Source organism: Massilia sp. Mn16-1_5 (genome assembly GCF_004798585.1).
Lineage (GTDB): Bacteria > Pseudomonadota > Gammaproteobacteria > Burkholderiales > Burkholderiaceae_D > Telluria.
The window spans coordinates 51,332-69,803 of the sequence record NZ_PPXQ01000020.1 but is presented as its reverse complement, the minus strand read 5'-3'; the positions used below and the strand labels follow the sequence as shown (position 1 = coordinate 69,803).

Here is an 18,472-nt window from a genome sequence, read left to right as displayed (position 1 = left end):
ATTGATCGATCAACGGCCTGTGTGTCCGTCATGTGTCCCATATTTTAAGGAGGCTCAGAAATGTGCAAGGTGCGAACGGGTTACCTCCCGTTTGTCGACCATGCCGTCGGCAGGTGTATTCGAAAAGATCTGTGATTCATGCAGGAACAAAGAAACGCATGCCACGTGTAGTGTCTGTCGAAAGTACCGCAAGGTTGGGTGTCATCGCGAGGATGCTTCAGCAGTGTGCGCCGATTGTGTTCACGACAGTACGGCAACACATGCATGCCCAGATTGCGGGACCCAGGTACCAGGTAAAGGGGCGTCTCGATGCCGTGCTTGTCTGAACCGCGTTGCGCTCGAGCGAGAGGTCAAGCTGACGTCAGCGATGTTTGCGCATTACTGGGTGGTAGTTCTGTGGTCGAGGTTCGCCATGTGGATGCATGCCCGAAGTCTAGGCAATCCAAGGCTCCTGGGTAATATTCGAGATCACCAGCCTTTTTTTGAGCGAATCGACGCCGAGTATAGCTCTGCCCTGGATCTGAATGGGCCTGCTCTTTTGCAGCTGTTTGGTACCGGGGTGCTTCGCCGGCATCTGCTTCCTGTACAGTTCCTGACCGAAGAGCTCGATATTCATTTGCGCAGCGAAGACAAGAGCGATGCGTCCGAAGCTGCCCGCATTACCGAGCTACTGATAGCAGCCAAACGCCAGCCCTGGAACGAGCTTTTGCAGGCTTATCACCAGGCGCTCATGAAGAGCGCACTTTCGCCACGCAGTGTCAGAACGTACCTGTCTAACGCTGCGCTTTTCTGCGCCAGTGCCAACGTTGGGAACGAAGCTTGGCCTGCAGGACGATTGGAGCACTATCTGGAGGCTAAACCGGGCGCAAGGAACAGCCTCTCACGCTTCATCACGTTCTGTCGAAGCGCTCGTGGATGGAAGGTACAGATGCCACCTAAGGGTGTCGTCGTTCGTCCGCTGGCAGACCCGGTACGTTCGGCACGAAAGCTTCGGGATCTGATATCCAATGTCGAGGAAACGGGAATTGCGAGCGCTTCGCAGGATGTCCTCGGTTCCATCCTGGCCGAGTCACTCGGATTTCCCAAGGCAGTAGTTTTGTCGTCCACCGCCACGGATTTTCAAGTGACGCTTGATGCCGTTACATACTTTTATGGCAAAGAGCGTATTTGCATTCCTCAAGAGCTCGATCCCTATGCCAGGCGCTTCGTCGAAATGCTCGTTAAATGAGGAGCCTGCTTGCATCTGCCAGCTTTGCTTTAAGTCAACGATCATTTGGTCAACGATCATTTGCGTTTCGATGGAATAGATGACGATTGTTACCTTCGGTGAGTCAGTGCAAATGACATGCGCTGCTGTACTATCCGGCAGGATCAGCAACGTTACGCTCAAGGAAGGCCTTCAGCAAATCCACCCTTAGCGTCCCATCTTTCTGGTATCGATGAGTATAAGCAAACACCTTGATCGGTGCATCAGGGAAGATTGCACGAACAGCCTTTTCGAGACCTATGCCTTTAGCCTCTGCGATAGCATTGAGCGTGACTTCGATGGTGTCGTGAACATCCCGGCCAGACGCAATGGTCAGTAGCAGCGACCTGAAGGCATTGCTGCGATTGCACTCGATTTCTATCCAATGGTGTATTTGCCGGCGGTACTGGAAACTCAGAACCAGAGCTGTGCGCCAATGAGCGCTGCGCCGGACACGCGGTATGTCGTAGATCGTCCTGAAGCCACCAGCAGGTCCGAGCTTGCGTCGCAGTGACTCGTCATCGATGAACGTCCAGCATTCATAACCGCTTCGCTGGGCACGTTGCCCTGAACGGTTGGCGGGGATCGGTGTCAGCTGCGTGATAACGTTGGTCTCGACAAGTTTGGCGAGTGCCTGATGCATATGATCGAAGCGAGCGTTGGGAATTCGTACGACAGATTTGATTTCCGCTTTCGGCAGCGCATCGTTTTCCGATGTATGGGCGCCAGGTGATACATGTGCTGTGTCGTTATCGATGCCGGCAAAGCCTCCTCCTTCGTAGCGGCCGCTTTGTTCCTTCTCCAGTTTGCGGTATTTCGGGCCGGTGTCAAGCCAGCACCATTCGCGGCCCTTGATGATCGTCGTCGAGCTGCCCGTGTGGGCGTCAAGATCAGAACGTATGACCGTGTCCTCATTTGCCTCCTTTGAAGGGGGCGTACCGCGAAATGGTGCCGGCAACGGCACTGGCTGGGGTCGCGGGCTGCCTTCTCCTGCATTGGTCCGTGTGTGGGCGATGATGGGGTAGTGCGACGGCCAGCTGCTGCCGTAGATATCGGTGACGAGAAATTTATGATGTTCAGGTCCTCCGGATTTGCGGTCACGCCAACTGCGTAGCTGCAAACACTTAAGGGACAGATGAAGACTCTCGTCGATAGAGCGCAGCGGGATCTCTGCATTGGCATACCATGGTGCCCTTGGGTTGTGATTGCGCTCCTGTAAGGCTTGGCTATAAATGGACTTGGCTCGGCTTCGCCCATAGTCGTCGAAGTGAAGAACGGCCAGGATGCCCGCGTACTCGTCCTGTATGAGGGTCTGCAAAACAATGTCCCACTGCTCACCGTTATTGACCACGCCGGTCTGCGCGCCGCCATGGGTCCTGGTAAAAGAGATGGCACGGTGAACTTCATGTTCCCAGGGGCCAGCGCAGAACGCGTTCGCCAAGACACTGTGCGACGCGTAGAACGCCTTAAAGATGGTCATGCGTGGGAGAACGAACGTGTCAGTGCCACCGTCCTTGCGAGTGCGTCGAAAATAGGCGAACCGACTCTGGCTAAAGCGCACGTTCTGTAATGGGTGGTCGGCAATGCCTGAGTATTCGGATGCATTGAGAACGCGACATGGCATTGTTCCCCAGCCGGGAAGTGGCGCAATGGTTCCCCCAGCTTTTGCCTGGGTCGAGTCTGTTTCGCCCGCGTCAAGCGTGAGCGTACGCTTAACGCTAGGCAGCTCTCCTACTTTTTCGCCATTGCGAAAGACGTCCCCAATACAAATGCCAGGAAGTGCTCCGACCAGGATCGACACGAAATCGAACACCGGCTTCGCGTCGGTGTCTCGTTTCCCAAGCAGTTCTTTCGCGGCAGCGACGCTCAGTCTTGTCAACTGGGATGTGCTTTTCAAAGGCAGGCGCTGCAGCATGACTTTGACAGCCGCGGTGCGTGTTCTTGCATGTGCTTGAGTGAACTGATCGATGTGCTTTACGGCCCAAAGAGCGTCATCGACAGGGAAGGTAAATTTGGCTGGGTTACTGAACATAGTTGGGATGCGGAAACATTACTTGTGCTTAATGTACTTCAGTCGCGCGTTTACTTGTAGCTCTTTCTTTTCGCACACCACGATGGTTGATCGGCTCATCGATCGCACTCGTACAAGATAAGGTGCGTCGTACGCAAGACGTCGGATACAGGCGAAGTCTTACTCCGACGCTCTGTGAGCCATGGCGGCAACGGCCATCTTGGCATCCATATGCGTAAAGGAATTGGCTAAAAAATCTGGAATGTGATAAAATACGCCAATTAATTCGCCAATTTATGGCACTTAATTAAGAGGTGTTTGTGAAAGAAATTGAAGTTGTTGACGATTTTGAGGCTGATTTCGCCAATTTGGCCAGGCTTGCGGCGGCCGGTTCGATCGAAGACATGCGCCTGTACCTGGCCAAGCTCGTGCGCAAATACCGAGCAGGTCGACCACAGTTCTCTTCCAAGCTCGATCAGCTCCTCAAGACAAGCCAGATACGTGCCTCTGGTCCATCGGTAATGCGTCGCGCCCCAGCAACGAGTGAGGCCGTTACGCTTCTCCCGCAGGATCAGGATTCGCGCCAGTCGCTGGTGCGTGTGTTCGACGATCGTGACGGTTTGGCAGCTCCGATTCTGCCTGCAGCACTGGCCAAGCAGATCGATGACATCGTGAGCGAGCGCAAAGAGCGCGCCAAGCTTGCCGCACACGGCATCCGGCCGACCCGATCAGCCATCCTGGTTGGGCCGCCAGGTGTTGGTAAAACGTTGTCAGCGCGTTATATCGCCACGCAAATAAATAAGCCACTTTGGGTGCTCGATCTCACCACCGTCATGAGTAGCCTGCTTGGCAAGACGGGCAATAATTTGCGTTTGGTTTTCGAGTCTGCCAAGCAAAACGAGGCGGTGTTGTTGCTCGATGAAGTTGACTCCATCGCCAAACGCCGTAGTGACGACTCTGACGTGGGCGAACTCAAGCGCCTGGTCACGGCAATTTTGCAGGAGGTCGACAATTGGCCAGATAGCGGTTTGCTGCTTGCGGCAACGAATCACCCCGAGTTGATCGATCCTGCGCTCTGGCGTCGATTTGACGCAATCTTGCGTTTTGATGTTTCCGATCGCGAGGGGGTCGCTCTTGCCATCGGTCGCTTCCTGGACCGGGATGCGCAGCAGTTCGGCCCGTGGATCAATTTGATGGCGTCGTCCTTGATGGGCCAATCGCTGTCCGATGTGGAACGGGCAATCCTCACAATGCGTCGCAATGCCTTGATTCACCAGATCCCGCCTGCTCGCTTGGCAGTCGATCTGGCAATCCGCCATGCCGGCGAGCTCGACAAGAACGCTCGGCGCGATCTGGCCATATCGTTGGCAAAGGAAGGCGCAATGTCGCACAACCAGATTTCGGAGTTGACCGGGGTAGCCCGCGATACGTTGCGTAAATATGCTGGCCCATCCCCGCTGAAGGGCCGCGGACACAAGAAGGAGTGAATATGGCAAACCGCTTTATCATTGGCAAGGGCGAGCTTCTTACTTACGACATCGGCCCGCCTCCGATGAAGCCGAACAAGGCCCATCCGTATTCACTTGACGACGCGCGGCAAATTTTGATCCCCCAGATGCGCGATGTCGCAAAGGAGCTCGGATCGTTGCCACGAGAAGCCTGCCCTTTCGATCTTGCGGTGGCAAAGTTGCAATTGCACCCGGCTTATATTTCAAAGTCCTATTTTCCTCGCGCAATCTTGCGCGACGCGGGCTTGGTGTCTGTCGGTAGCCGAACGATTCGTTTGCACCCACGCAATGACACACGCAAGACAGCGCCTGCGCAGTGCGATACGACAGAACTGTTTGTTGCCGGCTCCCGGGCAGCGTTGGCCCGCTTGCCGCAGCTTGCGGCGCAGCTCGACCCGGACTCTCCAGCGGGGGACCAGTTCCGCCAAATCGAGAACTTCTACAGCATGACCTCGCTGGACCGTGTCAAGTTGTTCGATCAGTACGATGGCAACGTATTTGAAGTTGGCCTGCATATGGCCCCGGGGCACTCAAGTAGCGTCCTGCGCGATGCTTTTGCAGCGTATGCCCGGCAATACGGTTTTGCCGTCAATCCAAAGTATGAGTTCCCTGTTGGAGGGATGCTGTTTCTCGCAGCGGAGGGACCGGTCGCCGGCCTCGATGGTCTGGCGCAGTTCACTTTGTTGCGAGTAGTGCGTCCCATGCCAAAAATTCGCAGTGCGCGGCCAGTTGCACGATCGAGCGCCGTGACAGTCGGTTGCACCTTGCCATTGGCGGGACCGTTATCTAGCGAGCCGCGCGTTGCCATACTTGATGGAGGCCTGCCAGCAACGCACGTCCTGGAGTCTTACGTTAATCACTACGAGCGTAGTGACCCTGTCGCGGCTGACGTTCCCAGCTATCTGGAACATGGGCTTGGCGTTACGTCGGCTGTCCTGTTCGGACCCATCGAGCCTGGCGGCACGGCCTTGCGTCCGTTTGCCCCGGTTGACCATTACCGCGTCCTTGATGAGCGCTCGGACGAAGAAGATCCGTACGAACTCTACCGAACGCTCGGTCATATCGAAGAAGTATTGCTCAGCCGACAGTACCAGTTCATTAACTTGAGTTTGGGCCCCGATCTTCCATATGAGGATTCAGACGTTCACGCCTGGACCGCAGTACTCGATAACCTCTTAAGTGACGGCGAGACGTTGATGACTGTTGCGGTAGGTAACAATGGCGAGCGCGATACGGAACTGTTCCTCGACCGTATTCAGGTTCCTGGCGACAGCGTCAACGCGCTCTCGATCGGTGCTGCAAATCACTCGGGCAGCACCTGGGCGCGGGCAGGATATAGCGCCAAAGGCCCGGGCCGCAGCCCCGGGCGCCGCAAGCCAGACGCGGTGTCTTTCGGCGGGTGCGGGAAGGAATATTTTCACGTGATTCGACCTGGCCGGCGCCCGGAACTGGCGGCGACGATGGGGACAAGCTTCGCCTCGCCTTTTGCACTACGCACAGGAATCGGCGTCCGTGCCATTCTCGGGGCTGACGTCGATCCCCTGACCATCAAGGCGCTACTGTTGCATTCGGTCGATAGTACGGCCCGGTGTGATGTAGACGAGATCGGATGGGGACGCATTGCGCACGATGTCGCCGACGTCATCACCTGCGCCGATGGCGTAGCCAGGATCATCTACCAGGGCAGTCTTCGCCCAGGCAAATATCTTCGCGCACCGATTCCACTACCTGCGCAAGAACTGCAGGGGAAGGTGCGGATCACGGCAACATTTTGCTTTGCCAGTCCCGTCGATGTCGAGAACGCGGCAAGTTACACCAAAGCCGGCTTGGGCATCACCTTCCGGCCCCATCTCGGAAAACGGGCAGGTCAGCAAGCCAAATCGCGCTCGTTCTTCTCGGTGTCGAAGTTCCGTACCGAGCAGGAGCAGCGCAGCGACCTCGGAAAATGGGAAACGGTCTTGCACGCGACAGATAGCTTCCTGGGCTCAAGTTTGCAGGAACCCAGCTTTGATATCCACTACAACGCCCGAGAAGGTGGTGACAACAGTGGCTCGAGTGCCGAGCGCATCCGCTACGCCTTGGTCGTGACTGTCGAGTCGAAAAAGTACCTTGACCTCTATGACCGTATCTTGACGGACCATGCCAAGTTAAAGGAACTGCAAGCGCAAGTGAGCCTGCCGATCAGGATCTGACGCATTTTCAGTCCAGCAACTGGCCGCCTTGGATGCAGTCGCTGGACTGACTTTCGATCCTTCACAAATTAGGCCAGCGTTAGGCAACATCGACTGAGGTTGCCAAGATCACTTTGCGATTGTTTGATCATTCGAGCGCTCGCTGCCAACGAGCTGGGTTGGCGCCGCGGGTACCTGCGTCCCTTATGCGACGCGCCACGCCACCATCTTTTTGACGCCAGCAAGGTGCGCGTCGACGGCATGTCCTTGCCGTACTCGCTCCTCATGCATTGAGCGCCTGTCCGAGAGAAAAATTAAATTTTCCGGATATTGAATCCGTTGTCCGTTCGAGAACGTAGATGGATATGAGGCGACTAAATTCGTCTTACTTCCTTACAACGAAACCGGAACGACGATTAGGCAATGCTTGAAGAACGAATGAACAGGAAAGTGCTTTGTATTGTTTCGGACGACACGCAAGCACAACTGCTGCGCCAGGCTTTGATCGCTTGGGATGTACGGTCTGTCTCGAACTTTGACGATGCGCAAAGAGAGTTAAGCGATGAGCGTTACATCGTTGGATTGTTTGTCCACGATCGACGCCTTGGCATGAGCGCCGATATCAAAACCTTTCTAATCACTAACCACACTGTTGAGTGGGTGGGGGTGTATGCCGAGGCCCATCTAAACAAGGATGGCTCGCAAGAACTCATCAGCGAGCATTTGTACGACTATCACACGCTGCCAATCGATCCGGTCCGCCTGACGTACACGCTTGGACACGCTTACGGCCGAGCACAGTTGTATCGCGCTTTGCCGCAAGCGACAGCCGGTCGTGGCATGTCAGCCATTCTCGGGCACAGTGCGGCCATTACTAGGTTACGGGACCATATAGGACGCGCCGCCCGAGTCACCGCTCCTGTCTTGATCTGGGGTGAAAGCGGTACCGGAAAAGAGCTCGCTGCCCAGGCAATTCATCTTAAATCGAGTCGTGTGGGGCAGCCCTTTGTTCCTATCAACTGTGGCGCCATCGCACCGTCCTTGATTCAGTCAGAGCTTTTCGGATACGAACGCGGCGCTTTCACTGGGGCAACGCGCGATAAGGTCGGTCTTATAGAATCGGCAAACGGGGGAACGCTCTTTCTTGACGAGATCGGTGATCTTCCAAACGAGCTGCAAGCCAATTTACTGCGCTTTCTCCAGGAAAAGACGATTACTCGGCTTGGTAGCACGTGCGCTGTTCCTGTCGACGTACGTGTCATTGCAGCGTCGCATGTGAAGCTCGAGCAGGCCGTTGCAAAAGGAATGTTTCGCCAAGATCTTTACTATCGGCTGTCTGTTCTTCCACTTACGGTGCCGGCGCTACGGGAGCGCGGTGATGACTTGACGCTACTGGCCGAGCACTTCTTCGTCACCTATGCGAGTGACAAAGCATTTCGGCTCAAGGGCTATTCGGAGGCGGCCTTGAAAGCGATCGCTGAGCATGATTGGCCAGGTAACGTGCGAGAACTCATCAATCGCGTACGCCGAGCGTTAGTCATGGCTGAAGGACGCCTGATCAGGCCTGAGGATTTGGGCTTTTTGTCGCCGGCTGCGCTTACACACGAAGCTGAGCTCGATGAGACACGTCTGCGCGCTGAGCAGCAGGCACTACGAGAGTGTCTTGAGAGGAGTAGCCGAAACGTCAGCCTGGCCGCGCGCCGGCTCGGAGTGTCGCGCACAACGATGTACCGCTTGCTAAGCAAGCACAACCTGCATGCGGCAGGACGCGAACGACCCAAACTCCGCCAAAGCGCAGCCGACGAGGAAGCAAATTATTGAGAACAGACGTTAGCTTGAAAATACCTTCTGCGTTTTACATGAACATTTTTGTAAGCAACGAATGAACTTGATACAGAGTTCAACTGGAGCGCCGGCACTGTCGGGCTACAATAGCTTAGTGGTAATTATGGCAACTCTATAAAAGGCTATTGTGATCGATGACATCGGCAGTAATGAGCAGCTACGCCAGCTGCTTGGGCGCGTAGGCTTGCACGACGCAACCGCCTTTCGAACTCTTTATGACTCGACGTCAGCGAAACTGTTTGGTTTGGCCATGCGCATATTGAAGAAAGAAGAGCTTGCCGAGGAGGCCCTGCAGGAGGGGTATGTTTCGATCTGGCATGCGGCAATGGACTACCAGGCGCATCTGGCAGCGCCGATGACCTGGATGAGTGCGATCGTTCGCAACAAGGCGCTCGACATTTATCGCCGTCACGTAGACACAGTCGCAATCGACAGCGAACAATTCGAGGACGATATTGCGAGCGCCTTGCACGATCCGGCGCCCGGGCCGCTGTCCCGGATACAGCTATCGGACGATGCGCGTGCTTTAGCATACTGTATGTCAAAGCTCGACAGCAGACAGCGGCAAACCATTGGCATCGTTTATTACTTTGGTTTGTCGCACAGTGAAGCCGCACTCCAACTGGATCTGCCTATTGGAACGATCAAGACTTGGGTACGGCGTGGATTGGAAAAGCTCAAGGCTTGTCTAACTAAGCGAGTAGCAGCATGAGGCCGACGGACAATCGAGTTTTGCGAGACCGACTGGCCGCCGCGTACGCCCTGGGCACGCTTGAAGGCAGGTCTCGTCGCCGCTTTGAACAATGGCTCGACGACGATAGCGAGCTACGAGACATGGTCAATAGCTGGCACCGCCACTTCAGTGCCATAGCTGAGCTGCCGCGGCCGATTGCCGCTCCAGCGCGCGTTTGGCGCAACATCGAAAAACGGCTGGGCCTGAATAAAAACGCACCTTCGTGGGCGTTTCGGAAAATTAAAGCAATTTCGGTTTGGGGTGGTTTTGCACTTGGGCTAGGTGCAATTGCGGTGACGCTCGTGCTCAGCTTCACGTTGCCTCGTCAAGAGCAAAGGATCGATCGCATCGCTGCCTTGAACGACGAGAAGGCACAAACCGCGTTCATTGTGTCTGCAGACAGTCGCCAACGCCGGCTCAGGGTCAATGTCGCTGGCAGCATATCCGTTCCAGGCAATCGTACCTTGCAGCTTTGGGCGATTAACGCTTCTGGCACGCCACGGTCCCTTGGACTGCTATCCAACGATCAAGTCACCTCCCTCGCACTCGACACTGAAGACATTGGCAAGGATGCCGTGCTACTGGCGGTTTCGCTTGAGCCACAGGGCGGTTCGCCAGACCCAAGTGGACCGACTGGGCCGATTCTGTACACCGGAAAATGGGTGACCTTGTAAGCCGGCTGTTTTTGTAAAAAGTCGAACGTACAGCCTCACCTGCGCCCAATACTTCATACGATCGTGCTCCTTCCAAATTTGGCTAGGGAAAACGTCAGCGGGTTCGATGATGATGCTTACACTTTTAGTGGAACAGAATCCATTGTCCCAAGGGACAATGAAACTCTTGCTCGAGACCGTCAATTGCGAGGTCCGCTGCCTTGGCGATGTCAAGAGCCTCCGCCAAGCTCTAGAGAGTCAGGTGTTTGAGCTGATAGTTGTGAGTACGCTCAGCAGTAATAAAGATCCCCTTCTCACCGCGGAGCAATCAAAAAGAGTGCAGCCTTTAGCGAGACTAGTGTTGTGGGGGCCTGTTGTCACGACCTTGTGCCCGTCGAAGAGCAGCTGCGTCGACGCCCAGCTGTTAATGCCCTGTACCTTGGCTCAACTCGAATCGGCTATCCGGGTAGATCGTCGGTAGACCGTTTCGGCTGGACGAAATCATCCTGTTGCTGTCGCCCGCTAAACAGCATGCCCTCGTGCAGGTATGGTAAGCGGTGCTTGCAAAGTACGCGCACCAATAGTTATTGGAGAACGCAGCAACAGAATCTTCACAGTTGTCGATCACGGCCGAGGGGGCTTTCTTGAACTGGTCAAGGTGTTGTACAAGCTAGAAGTGCTCGTCATTCGCGTCAGTTTCTACAATATCTGCCGACTGAAGTGTGCGAGCGAGCGAAGCGAGGGATTGAGGCTGACCGATTCCAAGAAACAAAGCGGATATCAATGCACGTGTTGGCGAAATGCAGGGTTCATGTCCTTGTAAGTACTGAAAGCTTAATCCAAGCCGCTTAAGTTCCCGCCAAGTCGGCATGCTCAGTTGCTCTACCTCATCGGATGGACTTTGATGCTCACGCCGTGTTCATGTCGCGGCCCGCGTTCAGTGTGGCCAACAGTCCCGCAATCCTGATCCCGACGTCGCCATGCCGATGGACGAGCGACACTTCGTGCCGTCGATAGCTCCCGCTTTTAGCTGCGCTCAACCAGTTGAACGAGCCGATACATAATGCATGATCGTCAATGCCGACGATCTTGCTGTGCATGCGCGGTACGCGGTGCAGGTATGCTCCCGCTTGCTGCAGTTCGCGCTCAGCGCTGGCACCTAAAGCTTGCGCTGCGGGCGAACGCCGCCGTAGTTGCGTGTTGAACTCAGGGTCGGTATAAATGTCGACCCTGACACCGCGCGCGATGGCCGTTGCAATATTGGCGCACAGATTGAACCGGTGAATGCCCGCACTGGTCACCCAGGGTGAAACGATCACCAGGCGCGAGTTTGCTGTGCGGATGGCGTTCGCAAGCCAGTGATCATGTTCATCGACCGAGTCCAGCAATTCGAGCTGGTCGTCAACGAGCTGTTGTACCGCGTCGGCCAGCTGGGCTTTAAAGTTCGGCGCGACGACCCGCTCAAGCATCTGATCGGCCGTACCGAGCACTTTGGAGCGGCCTTCGATTGACCGGAAATCGGCCTGCGAGGCGAGTCCCTGCAGAAAATACTGCGACAGTGGAACAGCTGCATCGAGCAGCAACCGAAACAACGCGGCGCCATCGGTCTGCCGCAGTACATCACCTGGGCCCAGGCCTTCAGGCATTAAGGCGAAGCGCACTTGCACATCATCGCGCAATGCTGGAAGGGCCGCCTGCATGGCAGCCCAAGCGTCGCGTGCGCCGCGCTGGGTACGCGGGTAACACAGGGTCACCACTGCGGTGCTTCGAAATAGTCGGGTCAGATTTTCGGTGCGCATTTTGCCGGCAACCGATGGGGCCACCGCATTGCGTAATCCTGCTTCATGTAGCCGCAGGACATCCAGGCAGTCCTGCACGAGCACAGCGAAGCCTTCCGCCCGCATGCCCACGATCGCCTGCTGCAGCCCGAACATGCTGCCCTTGTCCTCGGCGCCAGGGCCAATGGTATCAGCGCCGCCAGACTGGCGACGCTTCTTCGGCTGGGCGGTGTTACGCAAGTATTGTGCGATATGCGGTCGTGTCGATACTGCAAGACCGGACAAGCCGAGCACCTGGTCACGGCCATTGACGGTCGGAAAGATGATCCGGTCGCGTAGCCGATCGTACGCCTTGCCGTCTTCCTCCTTGACAACCACCAGGCCTGCTTCTGCACAGCGTGTGCGATAGCTGTGCCCGAATACCGATGCCAAATTGTCCCAGCTGTCTGGCGCATAGCCAATGCGAAAGCGTTTCGCCGTCGCGCCAGAAATGCCGGCGCCCTTGAGCAGAGTAATCGCCTTGTCCGCTCCAGGCAGTTCGCCTTGGTAATAGCGCAGCGCTGTCTCGAGCGTCTCCCTCATCTGCCTCATTTCTGTAGACTGGTTGATGCGGCTGGGCTCGGCCTCGGGAGGTGGATCCATCGCAGCAGCTACTGCTAGCTGCGAAACTGCGTCCCGGAATGACAGACCGTTAAACTTCATCATGAAGCCGATCACGCTGCCATGCGCGCCGCATGAAAAACAGTGGTAGAAACGCTTGACGGGAGAAACCGTGAAGGCAATCACATCTGACGCTTCGTCAGGAGCTTCTTTCTGATGAAACGGGCAGCGTCCAACGAAATTCATTTTGACGCGCTTGAGCGAAACTACCCGACCGATGATCTCGGCAATGTCGGCTTTTAACACTAATTGCTGGATATAGTCTTGGGGAATCATAAGGCTGAGCGGTCAAGTCTTCGCTCATTTGTAAGCGGGTGGCGTGCAAGGGCATTATGCCATCATAGTGCAAATGCGTAACTTGTCCGCCCACCGGGCCAATTTGTTAATTGCCTAGACGCGGTGCGCTTCAGTCCTGAGTAGTAACAATTGCTTCACCGCTCAGGTGAGTGGCAACCGCAAGAAGCCACATCATAGTCACGGCCAGAAAACGAAAAAAAGCAATGTAGGACCGCCTCTGGTGTTACTTGGCGGCAATCATGAGACAATGAGACCTGCTTATAACACCATAGACCAAGTGACTTTTTCGAAAAAAATCCTGCGTACACCCTACGAAAATATTGTCATCGGTAATTTTCTATACGGAATGGGTGTCTCGCTTGGCCGCAAAGCCGACCTTCACATTCCCGCTGCGAGCATCAACAACACGCAGCAGACACCTCTGGATCCCCTCCTTGCAGATGTATGGCTCACTTTCCCTGGGGTGTGTCGCTTGCTTGAGTTCAAAAGGGAGAACGCCGATCGTTCAAAGGACATCATCAAGCGCGACGCGCTTCGTGATGTCCTTGCTGACCATCCTCAGTTTCTCCCTGTTTCCCGGCAAGTACACTGGTTCGCCGAGATTGTGGGTCACCCTGGGCGGGGGATCGATCTGCGATTGTCACCTTTTGTGGACATGGGACATGCGGGTGCGACGCAGGTATCCATGGCCGATTACATCGACCAGTTCACATCTAGCGCGTTGAGCCCTTCTGACGTTGAGCCAACTGCCCCACAGGTTAGTCAATACTTGCAGTTGGTTGGCGAACTGGCAAGCGCCAGCGATGCTTCCGGAGCGGGACTGATGGTTCACGTCACCCCGCAGGGAAAGCTCGAGTTCATTGCGCTGTCCGATATTCGTGACCTGAATCTTCAGTATGGTCATCAAATCAACCAAGAGCAGCAGATAACGCTCGCAATTGAGCAGGGGCGTGAGCAGGCGGCCGAGCTGACATTACAGCGCACGGGGCCATCCATGAAACCACCGGGACGCTGATATGAGTGAGCAACCAACGACGTCGCAAGTTATTTATTCGCTTTGGAACGCGGCCAAGAAAAATTTTGATCATGCACAGGCTACTCACGCTAAAGTCTCCCAAGCTGCCGCAACGCTTGAACTTAGCTGCGAGCGATTACCCGAGGCGATCGCCCTCCGTCTTGATGAGAAACTGCCCGATGCGGCTGCCAAGGCCGCCACAGCAATTGCATCGCGCTGGACAAACGCCAATGCCCATGCTGATCGTGCTGCCAAGGCCTATGAAGAAGCGACAAAGCTAGCTCGCCAGAATATCTATGGCGGTGCCCTTATCGTGATCGCTGCATTTGCTACGGGAGTTGCTGCCTTGGCGTTCTGGATACTGCCAAATCACGACCAGATCGTTGCCATGCGCATGGAGAAGGCTCAGTTAGAAGCGACGCTCTCAAAGCTGACGTATGATGGGGCTCGTGCGAACGTTCAGCCTTGCGTTGACTCTGCTGGTGCCGCGCGTCTTTGCATACGCATTGATGAGTCGGCAAAGATTCAAGGCCGCGGGCTGAAAGTAATCAAGGGCTACTAGCTTGGGGCGTCGCCTCATCTGGCCACATCATCCGGACCCTCGGTTCACCCGCTGTAGAGTGCCTAACAAAGCTGTCAGGGCAAGGCGCAGCGCCGAAGGCAGTACGAGGGTATGGCGAGGCGCTGCAACGCAGTCCTGGCTGTTTTGTCAGGCGCTTTTAACGTGGCAGAGCGGGGCGCACTCGTCGCGGCAAAACCATATGAGTTGTACGCGCTCTTTTGATTACCTCAGCTTTGCGCGCTGCCGGCGATTTGCTATTCGCTTGAAGCGAGATGTTTACTGGCAATGGCTGCCAAGTCGACAAGGGCGTCCAGTTCTGCGACGCGCAATTTGCGTGGCTCACGATCCATCACGCATAGTGTCCCGATGGCCATCCCATCCCTATCGTGCAAGGCTACTCCAGCGTAGAAGGACACCTTGGAACCTGCCAGCACTAATGGAGAGGTGTTAAAGCGCGTATCTCTCCTTGCATCTTCGACAATAAAAGGAACGCTTTGCAGGATGGTGTAGGTACAAAAGCTCCATTCCCTTTTGGTTTGGACGATCGGTAGTCCTAACGAGGCTTTGCACCATTGAATCGTTGAACTTAGGATCGATACAAGCGCGATCGGTGAATTCGTCGCCAGTGAGGCAAGGTGTGCAATACGTGCCATGTTAGCGTCAGGATGAACATTGGCCATCTTTGAAGCCTCTACCGCCATCAGGCGCTCGGCTTCGTCCTGAGAGAGCGGATAAGCAGCCGTGGAGGGTGATACTTGAAGTACTCGCGATCCGAATTATTTGCTTTAACAGGTCGCCCCAGGGAAGTGGACACCCATTCACCGTGTTCATCATAGACAAAAAGGCCGTGCAATTCCCGCGCCTTGCCAGCGACGCGCTCCAGATGATCACGTAACCGGTCTCGAGCAGAAGCACCTAGTTGCTCACGCTCTGCACGCTCAACCATGTCTTCCAGGACGAGATCGGCCGCTTTGAATGTTGTCTGCGCATGCAAGGCCAGGATACGCGCCATATTTGACGTAGCAACGGCCGCGCTTTCGAGGCGGTCGCGTCTGGATGTCCATAGTTCCCAGACAGCGAATGTACATGCCAAAACAGAAGCTACGAGCAGCGCTGCCACGACAAGTCGTGCCACGGGACGTTTTTTGTCACTGAGCTCTTGCAATTGGCGGTAGACAGACATCGGAGCCATGTAGATCGAGTGTGAGATTTAGTGAGGATTTGTATGATCATAGTTTCCCATGGGACATAAGTCTATGGACAAATCGGCAAATCCGGCATTTGTTGGTTTGCCGCCACCCTCGCGTTTGCGCTTGTTAATCGTCAATCAAGGCAAAGAGCTAACGAACAGTGACAACGACGAGTCCACGCATAGAATCGTCGTAAGAGCGCCGTAGGTCATCGGCTATACTACAAGACCCGGAAGCAGAACATTGTCTGTTATTCATGGTCAAGGATCCTATTCTCACCAGCAGTGAAGCTGCAAAACTGCTTGGCATGTCCAGAAGTACTATCCAACTTTTGATGGACGAGGGCGTGATCGCGTCTTGGAAAACTGTTGGCGGTCATCGTCGTACTCGAAAGAGCTTCTTGTATAAATGGGATCGAAGACAGACCGACAGGACCTGCGTTGACGAAGCGATTTTGCCGGCACCCCAAATCGATCCAGAGTATCTCCCACCGCTCGCATGCTGATCGCACCACACGTGTTGGTGCGCCGATCCGTAGCAGGTCAACAGGCATCTGGATCATCCCTGTGTCGCGGAGGCTCGAGCATGAAGATGGCACATTTGCCGGTGTTGCACTGGCAACGATCAAGCTTGATTTTTTCGAAAGCGCTTACAGCAAGCTAGACGTCGGTCAGGCCGGCACCGTGTTGCTCGCGTCCGATGAGGGCATCTTGTATTACCGGCGACCTTTTTCTGAGCAAATCATTGGCCGAGACGTGTCAACCGGCCCACTCATGAAGCTTTATCGCACACATGGCAACGCGGGGACGTCACTGCTTACGGCCAAGATCGATAACGTCGAACGGCTCTACAGTTACCGCCATCTCGAGGGCTTCCCGCTTATTGTCGCTGCGGCGCATTCGTCCGATGACATCTATGCCGGCTGGCGCAACTCTGCAGTACAGCTCATTGGGAGCCTGGTGTTCTTTATCGCACTACTGTCATGGGGAGGAACGAAGTTATTAAACCAGCTTGCCATCAGGGAGCGGCTTGAAACGCAACTTCATCTCGTTAGTGATGGTTTGGCACAGGCCAATAGTGAGCTGTCCGCACTGGCATTGAAAGATGGATTGACTCAACTGGCCAACCGAAGGGCATTCGATAGTGCGCTGAGCCGGGAGTACGCGCGCGCAAAAAGAAGCAATGCGCCCGTGTCGCTCTTGATGATTGATGTCGATCACTTTAAGCAGTACAACGACCATTACGGTCACCCTGCGGGAGATGCTTGTCTGCGTCAGGTTGCAAAGGCGCTCTCTGCCCAAGTAACGCGTGAAACGGACTTGCCGGCGCGTTATGGAGGCGAGGAATTCGTTGTCTTGCTCCCGGCGACTGACGCTTGTGGTGCCAAGGCTGTCGCTGAACGCGTCTTGAACACTATTGCCAACTTGAACATTGCGCATGCGTTCAGTCCTAACCAGAAAGTTACCGTCAGCATTGGCGTTGCAACCGCGGTGACGTTTGGTCAAGGCGAAGAATCGCTAAGCGCGTTCTTGACAGCAGCCGATACGGCTCTGTACCAGTCAAAAGCCGCTGGAAGGAATCGGATGTCGGCAGTATCCATAGCAGAGCCACAGGAATGGATCTACGCATAGGCACCTCGTCTTTTCTTTCATTGCACTATGAGCAAGGGATGTGTCGCCTACTCGGTAGATTCAAATCGATCCCGCAAATCTTCTTTCATATTATTTTAGAGAAATAGCTTTCCACTAGGTCCAAGCTAGGAAAAGATGCTCCTACTAAATTCTTCTTATACCATTCAAGAAATGTAATCAGGAAATTTTCGTTTAATTGCATCCACAGTTTCGCTCGGGTGCGCAAGGAAGATCGTTCCGATGAAAATATGTGCAGGCAGCATTATTTCGTTACAGATTTGTGGTAAATGCAAGACAAAAAAATATAGATTAGGTGACGATTTTATACGGGTGCATAATCCTCATGTAACACTTGGTAGCAGGCTGACGTTTAGCACAATTTAATCGTTCGACGCTTTACTCTTGCCAGAGGAGTGAAACATGCATGAGTTACCGTTTTTTCCAAGCCACCGTTGCAACCTACAGGGCGAACATCCTGAAATTCCGCTAGGCCACTGTTTAACTGTACCGCCGATGAATGGCGTGTCGATGCTGTACAACACCGATGTCTTTCGGCTTTTAAATAATGTGGATGCGCCAAAGCTCGCTACCGTGCGACGCACGCGCTCACGTGTTCAGCAAGATACGTTTAAATTTCGGGTCAATAGTGCCCGGTCGCCAGGCTGGAGGGTCAATGTGCTCTTCTTCGAGAGAGGCGAAACGGGCTACATTGAGCTTCTAACGGTCGAGGAAAGTCCGCGTCATGGTTCGATGGACGCAAGAGCCCAAATTCATGATGATGTATTTCACGGCGACCTGCCGGCGTTAAGGAACAGCTCGCCCGCGCCTGTGTTTGTTTCTGTTCAGGTGTATAACAGCGACGATGTCGAGCGCAAACGTCCCTCATCCATCATGATTGTGTTTAAGCCTGGGCAGGTTATCCCAGTATCGAGCTATCCCGATGTTATTCATATCGACTGGTATGCTGCTGAGATACAAAAGAGCTCACTGTATCCGCCTTACTGGCGCCCACAACTTAACGATGAGCTGGAATTTGGCAGCTGACAGGCGAAGCGTTGCAACTTCGATAGATAAAAAAACCCGGCAATCACGCCGGGTTGAAGGTGCTCAGTTAAGCGGGCTCAAGGAGAAACCTGCAGCACCGCATGAATATAACCGAGCAGACTTGTCGA

15 protein-coding genes are annotated in these 18,472 nt (G+C 54.7%); 11 read left to right on the top strand and 4 right to left on the bottom strand.

From position 1 onward, the window contains the following. Positions 1–412 precede the first annotated feature (412 nt). Positions 413–1,228, top strand: a complete 816-nt coding sequence (locus C2862_RS21280) for a hypothetical protein (RefSeq protein WP_136222372.1) — start codon at positions 413–415, stop codon at positions 1,226–1,228. A gap of 130 nt (positions 1,229–1,358) precedes the next feature. On the opposite strand, the gene C2862_RS21275 is transcribed toward C2862_RS21280, so the two are convergent. Then, entirely contained in the window at positions 1,359–3,278 is a 1,920-nt protein-coding gene (locus tag C2862_RS21275) for a hypothetical protein (protein WP_136222370.1), read from the bottom strand. Positions 3,279–3,577: 299 nt separating this feature from the next. Between C2862_RS21275 and C2862_RS21270 the strand changes: the two genes are divergently transcribed. From C2862_RS21270 to C2862_RS21250, 5 genes are all read left to right on the top strand, one after another. After that, the gene (locus C2862_RS21270; RefSeq protein ID WP_229467539.1) at positions 3,578–4,744 is read left to right on the top strand and encodes an AAA family ATPase; all 1,167 of its coding nucleotides are present in this window, start codon (positions 3,578–3,580) and stop codon (positions 4,742–4,744) included. Positions 4,745–4,746: 2 nt separating this feature from the next. Next, on the top strand, positions 4,747–6,957 hold the full coding sequence (locus C2862_RS21265) for a S8 family peptidase (RefSeq protein WP_229467538.1): 2,211 nt from the start codon (positions 4,747–4,749) through the stop codon (positions 6,955–6,957). Between the two features lie 417 nt (positions 6,958–7,374). Next, positions 7,375–8,757, top strand: coding sequence for a sigma-54 dependent transcriptional regulator (locus C2862_RS21260; RefSeq protein WP_210736089.1), 1,383 nt, complete (start codon positions 7,375–7,377; stop codon positions 8,755–8,757). 151 nt (positions 8,758–8,908) lie between these two features. Beyond that, positions 8,909–9,493, top strand: a complete 585-nt coding sequence (locus C2862_RS21255; protein WP_229467537.1) for a sigma-70 family RNA polymerase sigma factor — start codon at positions 8,909–8,911, stop codon at positions 9,491–9,493. Then, positions 9,490–10,188, top strand: coding sequence for an anti-sigma factor domain-containing protein (locus tag C2862_RS21250; RefSeq protein ID WP_136222362.1), 699 nt, complete (start codon positions 9,490–9,492; stop codon positions 10,186–10,188). Before C2862_RS21255 ends, C2862_RS21250 begins: the two co-directional genes overlap by 4 nt. A gap of 887 nt (positions 10,189–11,075) precedes the next feature. Here the strand turns inward: C2862_RS21250 and C2862_RS21245 are convergent. After that, positions 11,076–12,881, bottom strand: coding sequence for a CHC2 zinc finger domain-containing protein (locus tag C2862_RS21245; protein ID WP_136222360.1), 1,806 nt, complete (start codon positions 12,879–12,881; stop codon positions 11,076–11,078). A gap of 298 nt (positions 12,882–13,179) precedes the next feature. Between C2862_RS21245 and C2862_RS21240 the strand changes: the two genes are divergently transcribed. Further along, the gene (locus C2862_RS21240; RefSeq protein ID WP_136222358.1) at positions 13,180–13,917 is read left to right on the top strand and encodes a hypothetical protein; all 738 of its coding nucleotides are present in this window, start codon (positions 13,180–13,182) and stop codon (positions 13,915–13,917) included. Between the two features lies 1 nt (position 13,918). Next, positions 13,919–14,479, top strand: coding sequence for a hypothetical protein (locus C2862_RS21235; protein WP_136222356.1), 561 nt, complete (start codon positions 13,919–13,921; stop codon positions 14,477–14,479). Positions 14,480–14,733: 254 nt separating this feature from the next. On the opposite strand, the gene C2862_RS21230 is transcribed toward C2862_RS21235, so the two are convergent. Continuing rightward, positions 14,734–15,180, bottom strand: coding sequence for a GAF domain-containing protein (locus C2862_RS21230; RefSeq protein WP_136222354.1), 447 nt, complete (start codon positions 15,178–15,180; stop codon positions 14,734–14,736). Then, entirely contained in the window at positions 15,180–15,599 is a 420-nt protein-coding gene (locus C2862_RS21225; protein WP_136222352.1) for a hypothetical protein, read from the bottom strand. Before C2862_RS21225 ends, C2862_RS21230 begins: the two co-directional genes overlap by 1 nt. 326 nt (positions 15,600–15,925) lie before the next feature. On the opposite strand from C2862_RS21225, the gene C2862_RS21220 reads away from it, so the two are divergent. From C2862_RS21220 to C2862_RS21210, 3 genes are all read left to right on the top strand, one after another. Then, a complete protein-coding gene (locus tag C2862_RS21220; RefSeq protein WP_136222351.1) occupies positions 15,926–16,174 on the top strand; it encodes an excisionase family DNA-binding protein in 249 nt (82 codons plus the stop codon). After that, positions 16,110–17,300, top strand: coding sequence for a GGDEF domain-containing protein (locus tag C2862_RS21215; protein ID WP_229467536.1), 1,191 nt, complete (start codon positions 16,110–16,112; stop codon positions 17,298–17,300). The genes C2862_RS21220 and C2862_RS21215 overlap by 65 nt, the downstream gene beginning before the upstream one ends. Positions 17,301–17,720: 420 nt before the next feature. After that, positions 17,721–18,344 (top strand): hypothetical protein, encoded by a 624-nt coding sequence (locus C2862_RS21210; RefSeq protein ID WP_136222347.1) that lies wholly within the window; start codon positions 17,721–17,723, stop codon positions 18,342–18,344. Positions 18,345–18,472: the final 128 nt, after the last annotated feature.